15 protein-coding genes are annotated in these 18230 nt (G+C 43.7%); 4 read left to right on the top strand and 11 right to left on the bottom strand.

Annotated features, from left to right (window positions below):
* Positions 1-22 precede the first annotated feature (22 nt).
* Positions 23-1018, top strand: a complete 996-nt coding sequence (gene glpX, locus MKX60_RS24665; RefSeq protein ID WP_341061277.1) for a class II fructose-bisphosphatase — start codon at positions 23-25, stop codon at positions 1016-1018.
* A gap of 86 nt (positions 1019-1104) precedes the next feature.
* Here the strand turns inward: glpX and MKX60_RS24660 are convergent, their stop codons facing one another.
* Positions 1105-1773, bottom strand: coding sequence for a general stress protein (locus MKX60_RS24660; protein WP_339269149.1), 669 nt, complete (start codon positions 1771-1773; stop codon positions 1105-1107).
* Positions 1774-1975: 202 nt separating this feature from the next.
* Here MKX60_RS24660 and MKX60_RS24655 point away from each other — a divergent pair, with 202 nt between their 5' ends.
* Both MKX60_RS24655 and MKX60_RS24650 read left to right on the top strand, forming a co-directional pair.
* On the top strand, positions 1976-2824 hold the full coding sequence (locus tag MKX60_RS24655; RefSeq protein ID WP_339269148.1) for an AraC family transcriptional regulator: 849 nt from the start codon (positions 1976-1978) through the stop codon (positions 2822-2824).
* Positions 2825-2918: 94 nt separating this feature from the next.
* Entirely contained in the window at positions 2919-3908 is a 990-nt protein-coding gene (locus MKX60_RS24650) for an aldo/keto reductase (RefSeq protein ID WP_445670777.1), read from the top strand.
* Between the two features lie 91 nt (positions 3909-3999).
* Here MKX60_RS24650 and MKX60_RS24645 read toward each other — a convergent pair whose 3' ends face one another.
* The 7 genes from MKX60_RS24645 to MKX60_RS24615 all read right to left on the bottom strand — a co-directional run bounded on the left by MKX60_RS24645 (position 4000) and on the right by MKX60_RS24615 (position 12592).
* Positions 4000-6555 (bottom strand): S-layer homology domain-containing protein, encoded by a 2556-nt coding sequence (locus MKX60_RS24645; RefSeq protein ID WP_076283976.1) that lies wholly within the window; start codon positions 6553-6555, stop codon positions 4000-4002.
* Between the two features lie 147 nt (positions 6556-6702).
* Positions 6703-8157: an O-antigen ligase family protein gene (locus tag MKX60_RS24640; protein WP_341061274.1), complete on the bottom strand. Its 1455-nt coding sequence runs from the start codon at positions 8155-8157 to the stop codon at positions 6703-6705.
* Positions 8158-8206: 49 nt separating this feature from the next.
* The gene (locus MKX60_RS24635) at positions 8207-8938 is read right to left on the bottom strand and encodes a ZIP family metal transporter (protein WP_042185362.1); all 732 of its coding nucleotides are present in this window, start codon (positions 8936-8938) and stop codon (positions 8207-8209) included.
* A gap of 170 nt (positions 8939-9108) precedes the next feature.
* Positions 9109-9912 (bottom strand): phosphonate ABC transporter, permease protein PhnE, encoded by an 804-nt coding sequence (phnE, locus tag MKX60_RS24630; RefSeq protein WP_042185360.1) that lies wholly within the window; start codon positions 9910-9912, stop codon positions 9109-9111.
* Positions 9909-10700, bottom strand: a complete 792-nt coding sequence (gene phnE, locus MKX60_RS24625) for a phosphonate ABC transporter, permease protein PhnE (protein ID WP_042185358.1) — start codon at positions 10698-10700, stop codon at positions 9909-9911. Before phnE (MKX60_RS24625) ends, phnE (MKX60_RS24630) begins: the two co-directional genes overlap by 4 nt.
* Before the next feature lies 1 nt (position 10701).
* A complete protein-coding gene (gene phnC / locus MKX60_RS24620; protein WP_341061273.1) occupies positions 10702-11484 on the bottom strand; it encodes a phosphonate ABC transporter ATP-binding protein in 783 nt (260 codons plus the stop codon).
* A 130-nt stretch (positions 11485-11614) separates the two neighbouring features.
* Positions 11615-12592 carry a phosphate/phosphite/phosphonate ABC transporter substrate-binding protein gene (locus MKX60_RS24615; RefSeq protein WP_042185354.1) on the bottom strand — a complete coding sequence of 326 codons (978 nt, stop codon included), beginning with the start codon at positions 12590-12592 and terminating at the stop codon, positions 11615-11617.
* Between the two features lie 172 nt (positions 12593-12764).
* On the opposite strand from MKX60_RS24615, the gene MKX60_RS24610 reads away from it, so the two are divergent.
* Entirely contained in the window at positions 12765-14345 is a 1581-nt protein-coding gene (locus tag MKX60_RS24610; RefSeq protein ID WP_341061271.1) for a bifunctional metallophosphatase/5'-nucleotidase, read from the top strand.
* Here MKX60_RS24610 and MKX60_RS24605 read toward each other — a convergent pair.
* From MKX60_RS24605 to MKX60_RS24595, 3 genes are all read right to left on the bottom strand, one after another.
* On the bottom strand, positions 14342-16111 hold the full coding sequence (locus tag MKX60_RS24605) for a M3 family oligoendopeptidase (RefSeq protein WP_341061270.1): 1770 nt from the start codon (positions 16109-16111) through the stop codon (positions 14342-14344). The genes MKX60_RS24610 and MKX60_RS24605 overlap by 4 nt on opposite strands.
* 387 nt (positions 16112-16498) lie before the next feature.
* Positions 16499-17710, bottom strand: coding sequence for an MFS transporter (locus MKX60_RS24600; RefSeq protein ID WP_341061268.1), 1212 nt, complete (start codon positions 17708-17710; stop codon positions 16499-16501).
* Between the two features lie 11 nt (positions 17711-17721).
* Positions 17722-18174: a MarR family winged helix-turn-helix transcriptional regulator gene (locus MKX60_RS24595; protein ID WP_042185346.1), complete on the bottom strand. Its 453-nt coding sequence runs from the start codon at positions 18172-18174 to the stop codon at positions 17722-17724.
* Between the last annotated feature and the right edge of the window lie 56 nt (positions 18175-18230).

The raw sequence follows: 18230 nt of genomic DNA, 5'->3' as shown, positions 1-18230 counted from the left end.
GGATGTACTGGAGGGAATTAGAATGGATCGCGAACTGGCTCTTGAGATTGTACGGGTAACTGAACTAGGTGCATTATCCTCAGCTCGCTGGATCGGGCGGGGAGATAAAAATGCGGCAGATGATGCAGCCACGACTGCCATCCGCTCCATGTTTGATTCTGTCTCCATCGACGGAACGGTCGTCATTGGTGAAGGAGAGATGGATGATGCTCCAATGCTCTATATTGGCGAGAAAGTCGGGAATCAAAAGGGTCCGTCTGTCGATGTAGCCGTCGATCCTCTGGAAGGCACTGAAGTGGTGGCCTGTGGTCTTCACAATGCCCAATCCGTGATTGCCATAGCAAATAAGGGCAGCCTGCTGCATGCTCCAGACATTTATATGGAGAAACTCGCCTGCGGTCCTGAGCTTGCCGGGAAGCTTAGTCTTGAAGACCCTGTGGAGGTCACTCTCCAGAAAGCATGCCTCTTCAGTGGCAAGTCCCTCTCCGAGCTAACTGTAATGGTACTTGACCGCAAACGGCATGAGCAGCTCATTCATAGTCTTCGAGAAGCGGGTGTACGGATTAAGCTACTCGGTCACGGCGATGTGGCTGGCGCTATTGCGGCAGCCCTGCCGGATAGCGATGTCGATTTGTACATGGGCTCGGGCGGAGCACCTGAAGGCGTCCTTGCCGCTGCCGCACTGAAATGTCTTGGTGGAGAAATGCAGGGCCGTTTGCTTCCCGATGGACCTCTTGAGCAGCAGCGCTGCGTCCGTATGGGAATCTCTAATCCTACACGAGTGTTATACATGGAGGACATGGTTGGCACAGGCGACGTACTCTTTGCCGCCACTGGCGTAACCTCAGGTGAATTTCTGAACGGTGTCCGTTTTATCGGCAAAGAGCGCGCTGAGACGCATTCGGTCATCATGCGGGCACAGAGTCGAACAATCCGCTACATCCGTAGCATTCATTTCCTGCCTGGCAAAGAAATACCGGATGGACTAACCGTTAGACAGAATGTTGCCTCTTTATAGCATTACACAAAAAAACAGGCTATCTCACCAGCTCACCCTTGGCTAGTGAAATAGTCTGTTTTTATTACTAAATAGATAATCATCTCTTATTTATTTCTAATGCGCTCACTAGCTAAGGTATCCATAGCATCCAAGGTTCCGGTAGCTTGAGCTAGATTTCTCGCCTCTTGTTGATCAGCGGCTCTGAGCGCATCGCTTTCCTTTACACTACCATCATAATTTCGATTTTCAGCTGTATTCATATTCGCAATATCCTCAAAACGGTCTGCATTCAGACTATTATGCTGTACGAAGATCCGCTTCACTTCTTCCTCTTTCTGCTCGCCCTCCACATCCACCATTACAAGAATATGGCCTTCATCTACGTAGTTATCGTAACGCTTGGCTTCCTCTTCAGGAATGCCAAGTCCAATAAGACCGCCAACTAATCCACCGCTGCCTGCACCTATTGCCGCTCCAGCAAGTGTTGCCGCAAGCGGTCCGGCTGCAATGATCGGCCCGATGCCTGGAATAGCCAAAGCGCCTATCCCCATCAAGAGCCCAGTTAATCCACCCAGCAGACCACCCGTAGCTGCACCAGTAGCTATTCCTTCCGGCGCTTGGGTTCCTGATTCATCTCTAAGCGTATCCGCACTCTCTGAATTTCTCGCGATAATCGATATGTCCTCTGTTCTGCAGCCTTGACGTTTCAACTCTTCAATAGCCCTCGAAGCTTCGTATTCGGCAGCAAAGACACCCACTATTCTCTTATTCATCTCCATTACCTCCTAATGATCGAAGTTAGCTCATACGTTCAGCTTCATAGCTTACTTAACCAAACTGAGCTGGGATAAACTTCTATCACAGAATTCGCAAACCATTCCAAGTAATGTTCCCACTAAAATATGCTGTATAATAAAAGAAAATGGGCACAATCATCCTTAGTTAACTCTATAAAAGAAAGAGACTGAAGCATTCATGGCGATATTTAATTATAATTCTGAGCGTCCCTTCAGAGGTAATCCCGATCTGCATCTCCATTACTGGGGGCGGGAACAGTGTCTACCTGGGCATTTTTTCGGACCTGGAGTTCGTGACGTTTACAAAATACATTTCATTCATGAGGGAACTGGAAAGGTATCTGTGGGTGAACAAACCCATATCCTGCAAGCGGGACAAGCTTTTCTTACCTACCCTCATATCGTTACTTCTTATGCAGCGGACCTAACCAATCCTTGGATCTATTCCTGGGTAGCCTTTACCGGAGAACAGGTATCATATATTTTATCCAAAACCTCCTTGACCCCTGAGCAACCAATCTTCCCGATGGATAAACAGCTTATGCCTAATCTCTACGAACGCCTGACAGAAGGAGCCGACAATTCGGATTGTCTTGACCTGCCGCTAAAAGCGATCATGTATGAGTTTTTCTCCCTCTTGCTACAAGCGGTGCCAGCTGTTCCGGATGTACTACCTTTACCGCGTCAAAAGAGTATTTACGTCGAGCAAAGTCTCCACTTTTTACATACACATTATTGTGAGAACATTTCGGTGGAAATGCTGTCTTCTTCTCTCAAGCTGGATCGCAAATATTTATCTTCCTTGTTCAAACGGACCATTGGTATGCCACCACAGCAGTATTTATTGAATTACCGTGTCGCTAAAGCATGCGAGCTTCTGACAGAAACCCTCTGTACTATCGGTGAGATCTCGCGTTCCGTCGGCTATCAGGACCCCTTACTCTTTTCGCGAATGTTCAAGAAGGTGAAAGGTTGTTCTCCAAAAGAATACCGTATCCGTCATCTCGAAAATGACATTGTGCTATAAACTTCTTCCTTGCTGACATACGTTTGTCCGGGATCTTTCGCTACAATAAGGACGTAACGTAATCAGAAATAAGTCTTTTTAGGAGGAAATAATGATGTATAACGCAAGCGCTACCAGATATGACAATATGAAATATAACCGCACTGGAAAAAGCGGTCTACTCCTTCCGGCGATCTCGCTAGGACTTTGGCATAACTTTGGCGGAAACGACTTATTCGAGAATGGTCGCGCCATGGCAAGAAGAGCTTTCGATCTTGGAATCACTCATTTTGATCTCGCTAATAACTACGGTCCTCCAGCTGGCTCCGCAGAAGAAAGCTTTGGTCAAATCCTTAAGAAGGATCTTGCTCCTTATCGTGATGAAATGGTCATCTCGACTAAAGCCGGATATTATATGTGGGCCGGCCCTTATGGCGAATGGGGCTCCAAGAAATATCTCGTCTCCAGTCTAGACCAAAGCTTGAAACGTATGGGCCTTGATTATGTAGATATTTTCTATCACCACCGTCCAGATCCGAATACGCCACTGGAAGAGACTATGGCTGCGCTGGATCTTATTGTACGTCAAGGTAAAGCGCTGTATGTTGGGATTTCGAATTACAACCCTGAACAGACACGCGAAGCGGCACAAATTCTGCGTCGACTTGGAACGCCATGCCTGATTCATCAACCTAACTACTCCATGATGTCCCGCTGGATTGAAGATGGCTTGCAGGATGTATTAACTGAGGAGGGTATCGGATCGATTGTGTTCTCTCCACTACAAGGAGGCATTCTGACCGACCGCTATCTAAACGGAATCGCTCCTGATTCTCGTGCTGCTGGACCTAGTGTATTCCTGTCCGAGAATGCTATTACTGAAGAGGCGATCGGCAAAGTTCGCAAACTGAACGAGATTGCTGCTGCACGTGGACAAAAAATGTCTCAGCTAGCGTTATCTTGGGTACTCCGCGGAGGTAAAGTCACTTCAGCTTTGATCGGTGCAAGTAAGGTGAGCCAGATTGAAGATGCAGTCGCCTCCTTGAATGCACCAGAGCTAAGTGCAGAAGAGCTGGAGCAAATCGAGACGATTTTGCGAGGATAATTATAGATTAAACCATAAAGACTGCCAATGAGGTCAGGCAGCTTAAGCTGCTCTGGCACTTCATTGGCCGTTTTTTTTAAAACTTTTTAGATTAGAGTTTAGAAATCAATTGTACCGCTTCAGCACGGGTAGCATTCTTATGAGGCTCGAGCTTATTGCCGTTGCTTCCTTGCAAGAATCCAAGCTTCTGTGCGGCAGTAGCATAAGGCTTAGCCCACTCTGCGATATCCGAACCATCAGCAAACGGACGATCAGACTCTCCTGCATTCAAGGTCGTGTTGTTCTTGTAGACATAAGCCTTCATCAACATCACAACCATTTCCTGACGGGAAATCGTACGCTCAGGCGCAAACTTCGTCTCTGACTGGCCACTAACAATTCCCGCTTCAGTTACTGCTGCTACTTCATCCGCATACCACTTGGAAGAAGCTACATCAGCAAACCGACTTGCTCCAGTTGCTTTCAAGTTCAATTTACGAGCAATAAAAGCTGCAAATTCAGCACGTGTAACCTGCTGATTCGGTGAGAAGGTAGTATCGCTTGTTCCAGTTACCACCTGCTGTGCTACCATAGATTTGATCGCTTGAGATGCCCAATGTGTAGAAGGAACATCACTGAACGATTTATCATATTGCAGTACGGCATATTTGCTGAAGTGATTAATAACTACTGTTAAATAGCCATTATCCAGCTGACCACCAATATATTGTAGTTCCCCTTGTTCACTCAAGTAATAGACACCCGTCAATTTCGAGTTACTACTTTCGTTCACTTTCAACTTCAGGGTAATTGGAGCATTAAACTGAGTAAGCTTTGTCTCTTTACCGTCTGCCGTAAGGAGTGACAACGTAAAGTCATAGGCTACACCAGCTACTGTAAATACAGTATTCGCTGATTTCCCTGTAATCTTGGCGATATCTTCAGCACTTATCGGAGAGAATCCTACTGAGATTCTCGCATTCTTCAATTGGTCTGCTGAAACGGAACCCTTCAGCTGTTCCAATACCGAACCTGGAATTTCTAGCGATAAATCATCTTTAGTAACGACTAGCGCATTGTCTTTATTAATTACTTCTGTTGCAACAGGTAACAATAATTGCTTAACGTCAGTTGCAACGGAAACTGTCACCTTGTTGTTCTCACTCTTTAATACAGTGTTGAGAGGCTTTGTGACTCCAGCTTTGTCGACCACACTTAGGACAGGAGCTGTAGTGGTGGTATCAGTTACGGTTGGAGTTCCACCGCCTCCGCCACCAGGACTACCTGGATTACTAGGTCCACTAGGGTTACCAGAAGCCAACGGAACTGGGAAGATGTAGGCTTGTAAAGAGCGATTTCCGACTTTATCTACAGCAGCAACGTTGACATGATATGTTGTGCCATTCGTTAATCCCTCAATTTTATAGCTAGTTTGATGAATGGGCTTCTCTGTAAGCAGCTTACCATCAAGCCATACCAAATATCCGTCCAAATCCGCTTCCTTATTACTATCCCATGTTACATATAAACCACCGTCGCCAGATGCTTTTAGCTCTGTAGGCTTGGCAGGAGCATATGGATCGCCTACTACGATATTGTTTGCTGAGTAACTGTAGTCATATCCATACTCATGAACACCCTTGTTGTATACATTAACACGTAGAAAGGTACTTACCTTACGAGAATTAAAATTGGGCAGCTTGATCTCCTTGCCGGAAGCTGACGAAGTGAGTCTCAATGTATACCGTTTGTCAATTTTGAGTTCTTCAGCAAATTCAAAAAAGAAATAACTGTCCATATTAAATAAATAGGTTACCGGAATTATCTCTCCGTCTTCAGCGACCATTTCAAAGTCAGATGCACTGACTTCATCTTTATTGACCTCAAATGGAAAAATCTGATTTCCTGAATATTCAGGAATCAACGAAAGATTTAAAGAATTCCAACCTTTCGTTGTTCCGTTTTGCGAATCACCCGATAACTTCAAGGTAGCTATCTCATCACTAGGCTGAAGCGCATATCCAGCCGCTTTTCCACTAAAAAGAATTTCCGCTTCATTTATGACTCCTGGAGCACGAAAAGTACTGGGTGTAGAAAAAGCAGACTCTCGGCCCAACATATCTACTGAAGTAAGCTTAAATTCTTGCATGGAATGATAAGGTAGATCGGGAATCACAATATATGTCTCTTTAGTCGTTGCAATTAGCTTATCTTTGCTATAAACATTGTAAAATAAGATTCCTATACTGTTCGGTTTTTCCCAAGAAATATGTACAGTCGCAGAACCTTTATCAATATTTATCCATGATCCCAAAGAGTGATTAATCGGGGCAAGAGGTGCATCAGCAAAAGAATACACATCATCCGTTACACTTGCGGCAAAATCTCTTACATCACCAGCTGTTACGATCGCATTCCCTGGCTGTAGACCTGGAGCAATAGTTCCTTTAACATCAGCCCAATATAGATTGTTACTTGCGGAATGATATACCTCGCCGAGTACCGACGAAGGTACTTGATATTTTTCTCCTCCTTGATCCAGGACTAAATCGATGTCCTTCTGATCAGAGTAAATAACCCCGGAAATTTCACCTGTTGTTGCGTTATAGTACACTTTCAGCATACTAGCAGCATAGGTCAATACCGGGGCCGTTAAGGTTAGCAGCATTAGAACTGCTAGTGAAGCGCTAATTTTGCGAATGGTGTTCCGCAGATAAACTCCTCCTATTTTAAATATGTATGTGTTGGAAATACTTCCCTATATTAAGGTAGAATCTAACAAATAACAATGTATTTTTTCATATAAACCATGCTATTATCGACTATTCTCCACTTTCTTCAACATCTCTATATACCTTCTATTGTCCGGAGTCATAGAGGAGGCGATTGTGAGTTCTTCTATAGCCCTTTCTAGGTGCGCCTTGCTCCCTTCCAATTGCGCTAGATGCGAATAAAAATCTGCGAATTGATAATGCACCTCATGAGACCACGGAAGAATTTCTTCTGCGGATTGCAAGTTTTTTTCTGCCTTACTCCAGTTGCCCTCGGAAATTGCCGATTCTCCCTTGACAAGTTGCGTATATCCAACAATCATCCAAACCAAACAGCAAGAAATGATAGTTCCTAATATGGCACAAGATACAAATAACAATCGTTTTAGTTGAAACTCCTTCTGCTTATATCCCTCCATCTCCATACTGGTCAGCAACATAATAAACAACCCGAATACGAGAGGATATGCCAGATCAATATCGAATGCCAGATGGGCACAGAATAGTAACAATGCTAGGATTACCTCAACACCTTTTCGTCCTTGACGCATTGCCGCATTTAACGCAGAACCAATCATAGCGATGAACACCAATACCCCGAACACTCCGGCATCCAATGCAACCTGCAAAAATTGTTGATGTACATATTTTACATACACAGACGGGTATAAAATTGCAAAACCGCCACCGCCAATACCTGCCAGCCAATGCTCTTTCCATAACTGAAAAGCATCTGACCAATAAATACGGCGTAACTCAAACTCCGAAGCATTCCAAGTCATTTCTCGGACGCTTCCACCGCTGTTCATGATCATTCCCGCAACAATCACCAGGATTAGAACGATTAGCGCTCCACCACCTAACAGCGCTGTAGGTTTGTTCTTCCTATTTATGCATACAAAGGGGATGGCCCCCATCACAACCAGGATCAGTACCGCTCTAGAGCCCGACAATAATAATCCACATAGCTGTATTAAACACAGCACAACATACTTTTTTTGATTTGAGCGCATAAAAGCACGCCAGCCTGCTGCCATTCCCGCCGCAACAATCACAGCAAAAACATTCGCATATCCCAGCGTCGATTCCAGCCGTCCCTCCCGAAATAAACCAAAGACCAGCCCCCAAAGAGTTAATCCTGCGCCACTCCAGACCCAAGTCACCCAGATCTGATCACGCCTTTTCCCAGAGAGACTTGAGAATAATAAGGATACGGGCAAGAGTAAGGAGACCTTGATCGCTTCCAGCACAGCCTGTTCTTGATCAACAGCACTTCCTACTGCAAGCCAATATAACAGAATGAATGCAAGTAAGAAGCCATGGATCGGTAGAAGCGTAAGCTTTCTAGCATTAAAAATATACAGGGCCGTTACTCCATAGAGCACAGCAGTCAACGCCAAAAAGGAACGGGTATAAAAATACCCCGCTCCAATAGATCCAGCAACGATAAAAATAAGTAAGGTGTAAAAAGGTAGCTTTTCAAGTTTATGTGTTGTCATCATAACTACTCTTGTTCGACAGGATTCACTAGAATCCCTTCTACCCTACTCACCCAAATATCTGCGTAATATACACCATAATCAACAATCCAAAGATAAACGAATACGTCGAAGGCCGTTCGTAACCATGACCATGACTCTCTGGAATAAGTTCCTTGTAGACGATGAATAGCATAGCCCCGGCGGCAAAAGCAAGACCATAGCCCACTACATTCTGTAGGTAACTCGCCGTAAAATACCCAATAACCGCAGATACCATTTCCATAAGTCCGGTAAGCGTAACGATTCCCAATGCTTTTAACTTAGTTGTTCTAGAGTTCATCAGAAAGACTGCGAGAATCAATCCTTCAGGCATATTTTGTGCACCAATCGCTATGGCCACGGTGGGACCCAGACTCGCCTGCTCACTGGCATAACTGAATCCCGTACTAAGACCTTCTGGTATATTGTGAATGAACAACGCAATCAAAACGAGCAGCGCCTTGGAATCCATATTGGTATATCCGGGTTTATTCTCCACGTCGATATGCGGGATGTTCTTTTCAATTAAATCAAGCAGTAGAACTCCTGTAATCAGGCCCAAGGTTAATGCGATAATCCCCGATTCTTTAATCGCTTGCGGCATAAGTCCAAATGTAGAAGCCGATACCATTATACCTGCAGTAAAAGCCACGAGAACGTCCTTCCATTTCTCAGATAACCTCTTCACGAACAGGATCGGAAACGCTCCAAGCACCGTAGCCATTGCCGATACAAAGCTCCCAATAAGCGCAGATTCCAAGCCTTCAACTCCTTTGGTACAAGTTCGGATAGACCAACATATGTTAACACAAAAAGTATTATTACTTCTATATAGCTTTTCCGAATAGTACGCTAATCATAAAAAGACCCCCATAGGCTCGATTCATACCCTAAGGAGGTCTTTGTCTAACATGTAATTATGCGATTCTGTTACACTAGCTTCTTCCGAATCATGCCGGAAATCAGATCAATAATCGTAATCATCGCAATGATACCTAGCAGGATAATTCCGACACGGTCCCAATTCCGTGAACTGAGTGCGAAGATTAACGGTGTGCCAATTCCGCCTGCTCCAATCACACCCAGAATCGTAGCTGAGCGAACGTTAATTTCGAATCTGTATAAAGTGTAGGATAAAAAGCCTGGCAATACCTGCGGCACAACAGCAAACCATAACACCTGCATGCGGCTGGCACCAGAAGAGATTAAGGCTTCGAGTGGACCGTTATCAATATTCTCAATCTCATCCGCGAACAATTTGCCGAGCATGCCGACGGAATGCAGTCCTAGTGCCAGTACACCCGCAAATGAACCCGGCCCAACAGCCTTGATGAACAGCAAAGCCATAATGATCTCAGGGAATGTCCGTATAAAGCTTAATATTAGCTTGCCGGAACCCGAAATCGCCTTTCCCTTGCTCATGTTGACCGCAGCCCAAAAAGCAAAGGGGATACATATGAAGGTCGAGATAAAAGTCCCTAAAATTGAAATAGCTAACGTCTCAAGTAATCCTCGAAGCAGATCCTCCCCATCTGGTAAATAAACGAAGGCCCAGTCAGGAGAGAATATCCCGGCAAAGATGGCCTTAGTAATGATCCCAGCGGTTTCTTTAAATCCATTAAACGGCACTCCCGAAAAAGCCCAGATGTACACTGCCGCTAATGCTACATAAATCAGCCATCGGAAACGATTTTTACGAGGTTTGGGTACTAGGGTATTCCATGATTTACTCATATTAATTTCTCCCGCAGCTTAGTGCTTACATAATCAATAATCAAGACTACTGCTAATGTGAACAAGATGATGGTGCAAGTCTTATCGTATTCTAAAAAGCCTAATGTCACTTCATAGTAATGGCCGATTCCACCCGCGCCTACCAAACCTAAAACTGCTGCAGCACGGACATTAATCTCAAAGGCATACAACACATAAGACATGAAATGAGCCTGTACCTGCGGAATGACGCCGAACATAATTCGTTGCGTCTTATTCGCTCCGACTGAAGTCATTGCTTCCAAAGGTCCCTGTTCAATCGTCTCCAACGATTCATAGGTAAGCTTGGCGATCAGCCCTAGCGAAAATACCGTCAAAGCAAATATTCCCGGAAGCGCACCGAGGCCAAAAATGGCGACAAAAATAGAAGCCAGCAGTAGATCGGGAATTGTGCGGATCAAATTCAGCAGCATACGTACCGGATAATGAAGCCATCGGCTTTGCGTAATATTGCTTGCACACAGCAAGGCAATGGGAACCGCCAGAATGGCACCAAACGTTGTACCGACCAATGCCATCCGGATCGTCTCCAGCATCGCATCTATAATATTGTCAAAATACCCCCAGTTTGGAGGGAACATTTCCTTAAGCAGATCCAGCATATTTGGCAGACCGGAGATCAGCTCTCCAATGGATGAATCGGTCAAGACCGCACTTCTCCACAGTAATACTACTAATATAATGGCTGTAAAATAATGCTTTATCTTCCTTGGTGGTTTGGGATGTAGCTTCTCTGCATTCACACTCATATCACATGCCTCCGCTTACAGGCTCACCTAACAACTCATCCTGATGAATCGGTCTGCCGTAAATCTCAGCAAATTTCTCATCGGTGGCCTCGGATACAGAACCATCGAAGACCACTTCTCCTGCCCGGAGCCCAATAATCCGGGTGGCATATTCTCTAGCGAGGTCGATAAAATGCAAATTCACGATGGTCGTAATCCCAAGCTCCATATTAATCTTTTTCAAATCATCCATAACCTGCTTGGTCGTCAGTGGATCCAGTGAAGCGACAGGTTCATCTGCAAGGATAATTTGCGCCTCCTGCGCAAGAACACGAGCAATAGCCACGCGCTGCTGCTGACCTCCAGATAGTTGATCTGCACGTGTGTAGGCCTTCTCAGCAATATTGACTCGATCAAGAGACTCGAAGGCTAAATCAATATCCTTCTGTGGGAATTTGCCAATTATCGTCCGTATTGTGGAATGATAGCCGACCCGCCCTGCCAATACATTACGAAGCACAGTCGTACGTTTCACCAAGTTGAAGCTTTGGAAGATCATTCCGATATTTCTACGGATCATTCGGAGCTGGCTTCCCTTTGCCTTCGTGATGGATTTCCCATTTATAAGAATATCGCCTTCTGAAATATCATGAAGCCGGTTAATGGAACGTAGCAGGGTTGACTTTCCCGCACCCGAAAGACCAACAATAGCTACAAATTCTCCAGCTGGAATAGTCAGGTTAATGTTGTTTAAGCCTTTGGTTCCGTTTAGATACGTCTTGGACACATTACGAAGCTCTATCATGAAAATCATTCCTTTTTGTGTTTTCGTATATTCGTATAAAAGAGATAGCCAGGTCCGGGGGGGAATCCGGAGCTGGCTATCCTTAGTTCCTGTTATACACCAACATCGTTGTATCCTTGAACGGCCTGAACTACTCTGTTTTTACTTTATTGTTGTATTCACGAACAATGTCAAAGTTGCTATCTTGTGACTTCACATAACCTTCATGCGAGTAAATATCTTTGATAATCTCATGTCCTTCTTTGTCAGCAGCGATATCAATAAACGCCTGCTGAATCTTCTCAATCCATTCCTTATTCATATCTGAACGGACCGAAATCGTGTCGTTAGGGATTTTATCAGTAAAAGCGAGAACACGAGTATCTTCAAATACTTTCGGATAATCCTTAACGACTATATTACGAGCATCCTGGAAAATAGCTGCGGCATCTACATCACCGTTCAGTACAGCAAGTACGCCTTGGTCATGTCCCTTAACCGTGATAGCTTGTACATCCTTCAACGGATCAAGTCCTGCATCCATTAGTGTTGCAGCCGGCCATACAAAACCTGCTGAGGATGTAACGTTTTGATAAGCGATTTTTTTGCCTTTCAAATCGGCAACGGATTGGATCGCAGAATCTTTCTTAACAATAATCATAGATTTATAGAAGTCAGCCAATTCATCTGTCGGAGCACCCGTTTCATCATTTACACCAAAACGTTGAGCTTGAAGAATAACTTCAGCAGCTCCTTTTTCTTTTGCCAATACGTAAGCTGTTGGAGGAAGGAAACCTAAATCTACTTTTTTGGAAGCCATAGCTTCGATAACAGTGTTGTAATCAGTAGAGACACTTACTTCTACAGGAATACCGAGTTTATCACCCAGTAATTTTTCAAGAGGTTTCGCCTTAGCTTCGAGCGTATCCGCATTTTGGGAAGGGACAAATTGTACTGTGAGCTTCTCTGGAACATAACCCTCTGCTACAGGAGCTGCCGTTTCCTTCGGTGCATTTGCTCCATCCGTCGATCCTTGGTTTGCAGTATTAGCAGTGTTATTAGCACCACAACCACTAAGCAAAGTAATAGACATCATTAGCGGCAATACGAATTTACTTATTTTTCTCAAACGAAAGACCTCCACTGTTCTCTTTTTTTTAGTACTTCTAGACTATAAATATTTTGTATTAAATCTAAGGCCTCTAACTATTAAATATATGTAAAATTTATTTTAATCTCTTAAAATTTCCAAATTATCTGATAGAATGAGGTCTGAACTTATTATCCGTAGGAGGCTACCCATGAATAAAGACAACACCTTAACCTGCGAAATCCTCATAACAAGTGATCTACATGGGCATTTAGGGCCCATTGATTACCGCACGGGTGAGAAACAACAAAAAGGCTTAGCAACCATTGCTAGCCTTATTAAACAAGAAAGATCCCATTGTCCAGAGCTAATACTTCTCGATAACGGTGATCTTATTCAAGGTACACCGCTAGCTTATTATGCAGCCACACAGTACAGTGACGAACTAAATCCAGGCATAGCTGCATTGAATGAATTGAAATATGACGCTGCAATTATTGGCAACCATGAATTTAATTTTGGTAAGCCACTGCTTAATAAAGCCATTCAGGATTCCAAATTCCCTTGGTTATCTGCTGGAATTATAGATCGCGCGACATGTAAACCTGCATTTGGTAGACCCTATATCATCAAATGGGTAGACAAAAAAATCAAAGTAGCCATTCTAGGAGTTACCACACATTACATTCCCCACTGGGAGAATCCTGTCCATATAGAAGGACTTCAATTCAAGGATTCGTTAGAGACTGTAAAGCTTTGGTGTGCCACTATTAGAGAAGAAGAACAGCCCGATTTACTCGTTGTAGCTTATCATGGCGGGTTCGAGCGCGACCTCCTTAGTGGTGAACCTGTAGAGAGACTAACTGGAGAGAATCAAGCCTATGCAATGTGCACAGAGGTTGAAGGCTTAGATGTATTAATTACCGGACATCAGCATCGCTTCATAGCTAGTGAGCTAAATGGTGTGACGATCATACAGCCTGGTTGTAATGGACATTCCCTCGGTAAGATTTCAGTAGTCTTTCAAAAAGAAAACGAACGTTGGAAGATTAAGAGTAAACAAGCCGAACTCCTTGCTGTAGACGACAAGACCGCTGTAGATGATACAATTCTAGAGCTTAGCAGTACGCTTGAATCAGAAACAGAAGCCTGGTTGGATGAGAGAATAGGTACAGTTATCGGTGACCTTTCTATTTCTAGTGCAGATGAATGCCGATTGGCTGACCATCCCTTTATAGAATTTATGAATAAGGTACAAATGGAAGCTACAGGTGTAGAGATCTCGACAGCAGCTTTACTCAGCAACGATTGCAAGGGCTTCAGTAACACCATTACCCGGAGAGATATTCTTTCCAACTTCATTTATCCAAACACGCTAGCTGTGCTAAGACTGACCGGACAAGATATAAAAGAGGCACTGGAACAAACCGCCAACTATTTTCAAAAGGATCTAGAGGGAAATGTAATTGTTAACCCTGCTTATGTAGAACCTAAATCGCAACATTACAATTATGATATGTGGGAAGGCATCCACTACGAGCTTCATGTCAATAAACCTGTAGGCAAAAGAGTCCTCCATCTGCTGCATCGTGGGCAGCCTGTGGAGGACTCTAAGGAATATGATGTTGTTATGAACAACTATAGAGCAAGCGGCGGTGGAGATTATGAGATGTATAAGGGCAAGCCGATTATCAAAGAAGTACTGATCGACATGTCTGAAATTGTCACGAATTACATTGAAAAACGCGGCCAAATTGAAGCTACCTGTGATCACAACTGGAGAGTTGTTTAGGTCGTACTGATGAATGCCTCAATATCGGTTTCAATCAGCATTAAAGCACCTCTCCAAAAATCAATGGAGTGTACATCAATATCCATAAACTTTGCTACATCTGCAATATTATGCTTGCTGGTAGCACTAAGGAACTGACGATACCGGGCGACAAACTCCTCGCCCTTTTTTAAATATTCTGCGTAGAGTCCTTTAGCGAATAACAGTCCGAAAGAATACGGGAAGTTCATAAATTCATAACCAGCCATAAAATATCCGGCCTTGTTCATCCACATGTAAGGATGGATCGTATCAGGATCAATGCTCTCACCGTAAGCTTCCACCATACAAGCAATCATCAGTTCGTTCAGCTCTTGAACAGGAAGCGGACCCGAGGTTCTTCTCTCATATAGTTTAAGCTCAAATAAATAACGGGCATAGAAGTCTACAAGATAATACCCAGCATCGGAAATACTTCTCTCCAATAGAAGCTGCGTTTCCTTCTTGGTCGAACTAGTGAGTAGTGCCTGATTTACGATCGTCTCGCAAAAGATCGAAGCCGTTTCGGCAATCGGTATCGGATAATCTGTGTTCAGCATCGTTTCTTTTCCCAGACAGGAGCTATGATATGCATGGCCGAGCTCATGGGCAAGTATACTAATATCTATAGCATTTCCAGTGAACTGTGTCATGATTCTGCTCTCGCCTATCGGAAAAATATCAATGCAGAGCCCATATCCACCCTTACCCGCTCTAGGTTCTGCATCAATCCATTGCTGATCAAAAGCCTTTTGAGCTAAATTGGCCAATTCCTCGCTAAAGGTTCCGAAGCTAGAGACAATTGTTTTTTGAGCATCTTCGTAAGAGATTTTTACACTTTCTTCGCCAATCGGTGCAAAAATATCGTAAAAAGGCAGCTTTGTGGAATGTCCCAGCAGTTTGGCTTTCTTTTGATAATAGGTATGAAAAGCTGGCAAACTCTCCTGAAGAGCGGCGAGCATTGCCGATAAAGTTTCACTGTCCATTCGCGATGCCACTAACACCTTTTCCAGAGAAGATTGATATCCACGCATGCCATAAATCGTTAGCGCCTCACCACTTATTCCATTCATGCAAGCTGCACAAACCCCAGCAATACGACTGCAAGCTTCAGCCTCGGCTTCATAAGCCGCTTTTCTTAATGTAGCGTTATTCTCATAGGCCATACTCCTTAGTTCCGCAAGCGTTACTTTCTTAGTTTCCCCATGTACTACCACATCTGCAAGTGTACTCGATACGCTCTCCATGTAGAGCCTTCCCCACGCTTTGGAACCCGTGCTCTGCATTCTGGCAATCGCAACTTCCACTTCCTCATTTAACACATAACGGGATTGCAGAAGAAGCTCCTTTAAATAAAATTGATGTTTCAGAAGATAAGTTGAGCTAACGATAAGCTCATCTATGTGTTCACAAGTGCTAATCCATCGTTTAAAACCCGCAACTACCCCAGCAATCTCTGAGCTCAAATGTTCAATATCATCAGCAAGATTCATGGCTTCCTCAGAACTGCTGTCTGCGCTAAGCGTTAACTCTGCATAGGCTAATAAACATACATATACGCTTTTATAATCGTTGTAGAGCCTTAGAAAGTCCTCGATCGCTGCGACGGAAACACCCTCAAGCTTTAGATTGCCCTCAGCCCAGGCTTTTAAATCTATAATAAGTTGACCGAGTAGCTCACGATCGCCTTTTAACTTCTCTGACTCAAAGGAAGGATATAAGCTATCCAGATTCCATGTCATATTCATTTGTGAACCTCTCCTCTACTTCTTTGGCCATCCCTGATTTCTTCATTATACCGTCCTTAGTGGATAAAATCTGTATACTACCTATGTTTTCGGGATGGTGCAAGAACATAAAAAAAAGGACCCTGCCAACGTATGGCAGGGTCAAGGTCTATATTATAAGGGGGTTATGTGATTACTATAACCCTCTTAGCTTAAAAGAATATGAATAGTAGATAAAGATTGGCTTAATCTACAGATCTCTGTCCTCTTCATCAACAAAAAAAGGACCCTGCCAACGTCCGGCAGGGTCAAGGTCTATATTTAAGGGGGTTATGTGATTACTATAACCCCCTTAGCTTAAAACGATATGAATAGTACCTAAAGATTAGCTTAATCTGAAATCATCCCTTATTGACTTAACGCTGAAGGGTTATTTCTGGCCTTAGTAATCTGAATCCCAATATAAATAATTAAAAACAGCACCATGAACCCAGCAGAATAACGATACATCATCCCATAATCGGATGCCGCCGAGATTGCCCCAAGAATAATGGCCCCACTGGCTACCCCTAAATCTGTTGAGTTATAAAACATACTGTTCGCCATGCCATACTGTACAGGTGTAGACGTCCGAAGCATCCATGCCTGTATAGTTGGCTGAATAGCTCCAAAGCCGAGTCCATAGAGCAATGCGGATATAATGAGCATGGGCATGGATGTTGTATACGAGAGCACTGTTAAGCTCGCGACGACACAAACCGCTGCTGGAATCAGAACAGCAGCCGGACCTCTTTTATCAAATAATCTGCCGGAGATAGGTCTAATAATAATGATTGTTATCGCGTTAAATAAAAAGAACAAACCCACTTGCTCTAAATGTACCGCTTCGCCGAACAAAGCGATAAAGCTAAGCAATCCACCATAAGTGATCGCGAGTAAGACATTCAGTATTGCAGGCAATACTAACTTTGTATTAAAAGGAACCTTGAGTGGTTTGGATGGTGTAATGGATTGCTCGATAGGCTGTTTTTTCGGTACAGCTGGAAGCGAACGTGAGAACAATAGGACTGGAAAGGCAAGGAGCAAGGTGAATGTTCCGATCATCGCCAGTGTTCCAAACCCCGATTGCTTCATTACGTTCAAACCAATCATAGGACCAATGGACATTGCAAGACTGGTTGATAAGCCGAAATACCCGATCCCTTCGCCCATTCTTTTGCTAGGAATAATCTGTGAAACAATCGTGGGAATAATCGTGCTGGCAATCCCGAACCCAATCCCATAGCCTACCCGCATCAGCAATAGTGACCCGATTGAGTCTGCTACCACATAAAGACCGGTTATGGCGGCCGCGATGGCTAAACCAATATATAATAGTACATTGCGGCTAACCCTCCGCATCAGAAAAGCAGTCATAAAACGTGAAGCAATCGCAGTTAGCGCAAATACACTTGTAACCAAGCTGACCATAATATCTCCGGCTTGAAATTCACTTTTAACATAAGACGGAAATGAAGATAGCAGCATCTGTAAATTCATAAATAAAAATAAAGCACTAAACGTTAAAGCAATAAAAGACTTGGTCCATAGTTTCGTACGTAGTTCTTGTTGTTCTGGCATAACTTACGTTCCTACTCTCCATCATTTATTTGATCAATATGATTGTTTATTCTTAGCAGCAACCCCATGAGCAGCTCATATTCATCACTGGAAATACAGTTCATAATCTCATCTGTGACTTGATCCTCAATAGGAAAGGTCTCCTTTATCAGAGCTCTTCCTTTTTCCGTAATATAAACCTTAAAAGAACGCCGATCATTCTCCCCGGTTCTTTTATAGACCAGCCCTTTTCCCTCCAAGTGATCCAGAATTCGCGTCGTAGTTGGTTTATCCTTACCCGAACGCTTCGCGATATCCTTCTGAATCAGCCCTTCCGTTCTGTCGACTTGAAAAAGCACTGACCATTGCTCAGGTGTTATATCATATTCCTTTAGCCCATTTTGGAATAACGCGCTTAATTTACGATAGGTCGTTCCCATCATAAATCCTAACGTAAGTTCGGATTGGTTATGCTTTGTCGTCATGATCAGACCTCTTCTCATTTCATCTTCTTTTTAATAGTTGCTTAAACAATTATATT

Source organism: Paenibacillus sp. FSL R5-0914, assembly GCF_038004525.1.
Taxonomy (GTDB): Bacteria; Bacillota; Bacilli; order Paenibacillales; family Paenibacillaceae; genus Paenibacillus_AQ.
This window is presented reverse-complemented; position numbering and strand designations above follow the sequence as displayed.

Bases quoted from the DNA above. Each gene is read 5' to 3' on its own strand.
- glpX (WP_341061277.1), top strand. From the start codon at position 23: ATGGATCGCGAACTGGCTCTTGAGATTGTACGGGTAACTGAACTAGGT.
- MKX60_RS24660 (WP_339269149.1), bottom strand. From the start codon at position 1,773: ATGAATAAGAGAATAGTGGGTGTCTTTGCTGCCGAATACGAAGCTTCG.
- MKX60_RS24655 (WP_339269148.1), top strand. From the start codon at position 1,976: ATGGCGATATTTAATTATAATTCTGAGCGTCCCTTCAGAGGTAATCCC.
- MKX60_RS24650 (WP_445670777.1), top strand. From the start codon at position 2,919: ATGTATAACGCAAGCGCTACCAGATATGACAATATGAAATATAACCGC.
- MKX60_RS24645 (WP_076283976.1), bottom strand. From the start codon at position 6,555: ATGCTGCTAACCTTAACGGCCCCGGTATTGACCTATGCTGCTAGTATG.
- MKX60_RS24640 (WP_341061274.1), bottom strand. From the start codon at position 8,157: ATGACAACACATAAACTTGAAAAGCTACCTTTTTACACCTTACTTATT.
- phnE (WP_042185360.1), bottom strand. From the start codon at position 9,912: ATGAGTAAATCATGGAATACCCTAGTACCCAAACCTCGTAAAAATCGT.
- phnE (WP_042185358.1), bottom strand. From the start codon at position 10,700: ATGAGTGTGAATGCAGAGAAGCTACATCCCAAACCACCAAGGAAGATA.
- phnC (WP_341061273.1), bottom strand. From the start codon at position 11,484: ATGATAGAGCTTCGTAATGTGTCCAAGACGTATCTAAACGGAACCAAA.
- MKX60_RS24610 (WP_341061271.1), top strand. From the start codon at position 12,765: ATGAATAAAGACAACACCTTAACCTGCGAAATCCTCATAACAAGTGAT.
- MKX60_RS24605 (WP_341061270.1), bottom strand. From the start codon at position 16,111: ATGAATATGACATGGAATCTGGATAGCTTATATCCTTCCTTTGAGTCA.
- MKX60_RS24600 (WP_341061268.1), bottom strand. From the start codon at position 17,710: ATGCCAGAACAACAAGAACTACGTACGAAACTATGGACCAAGTCTTTT.
- MKX60_RS24595 (WP_042185346.1), bottom strand. From the start codon at position 18,174: ATGACGACAAAGCATAACCAATCCGAACTTACGTTAGGATTTATGATG.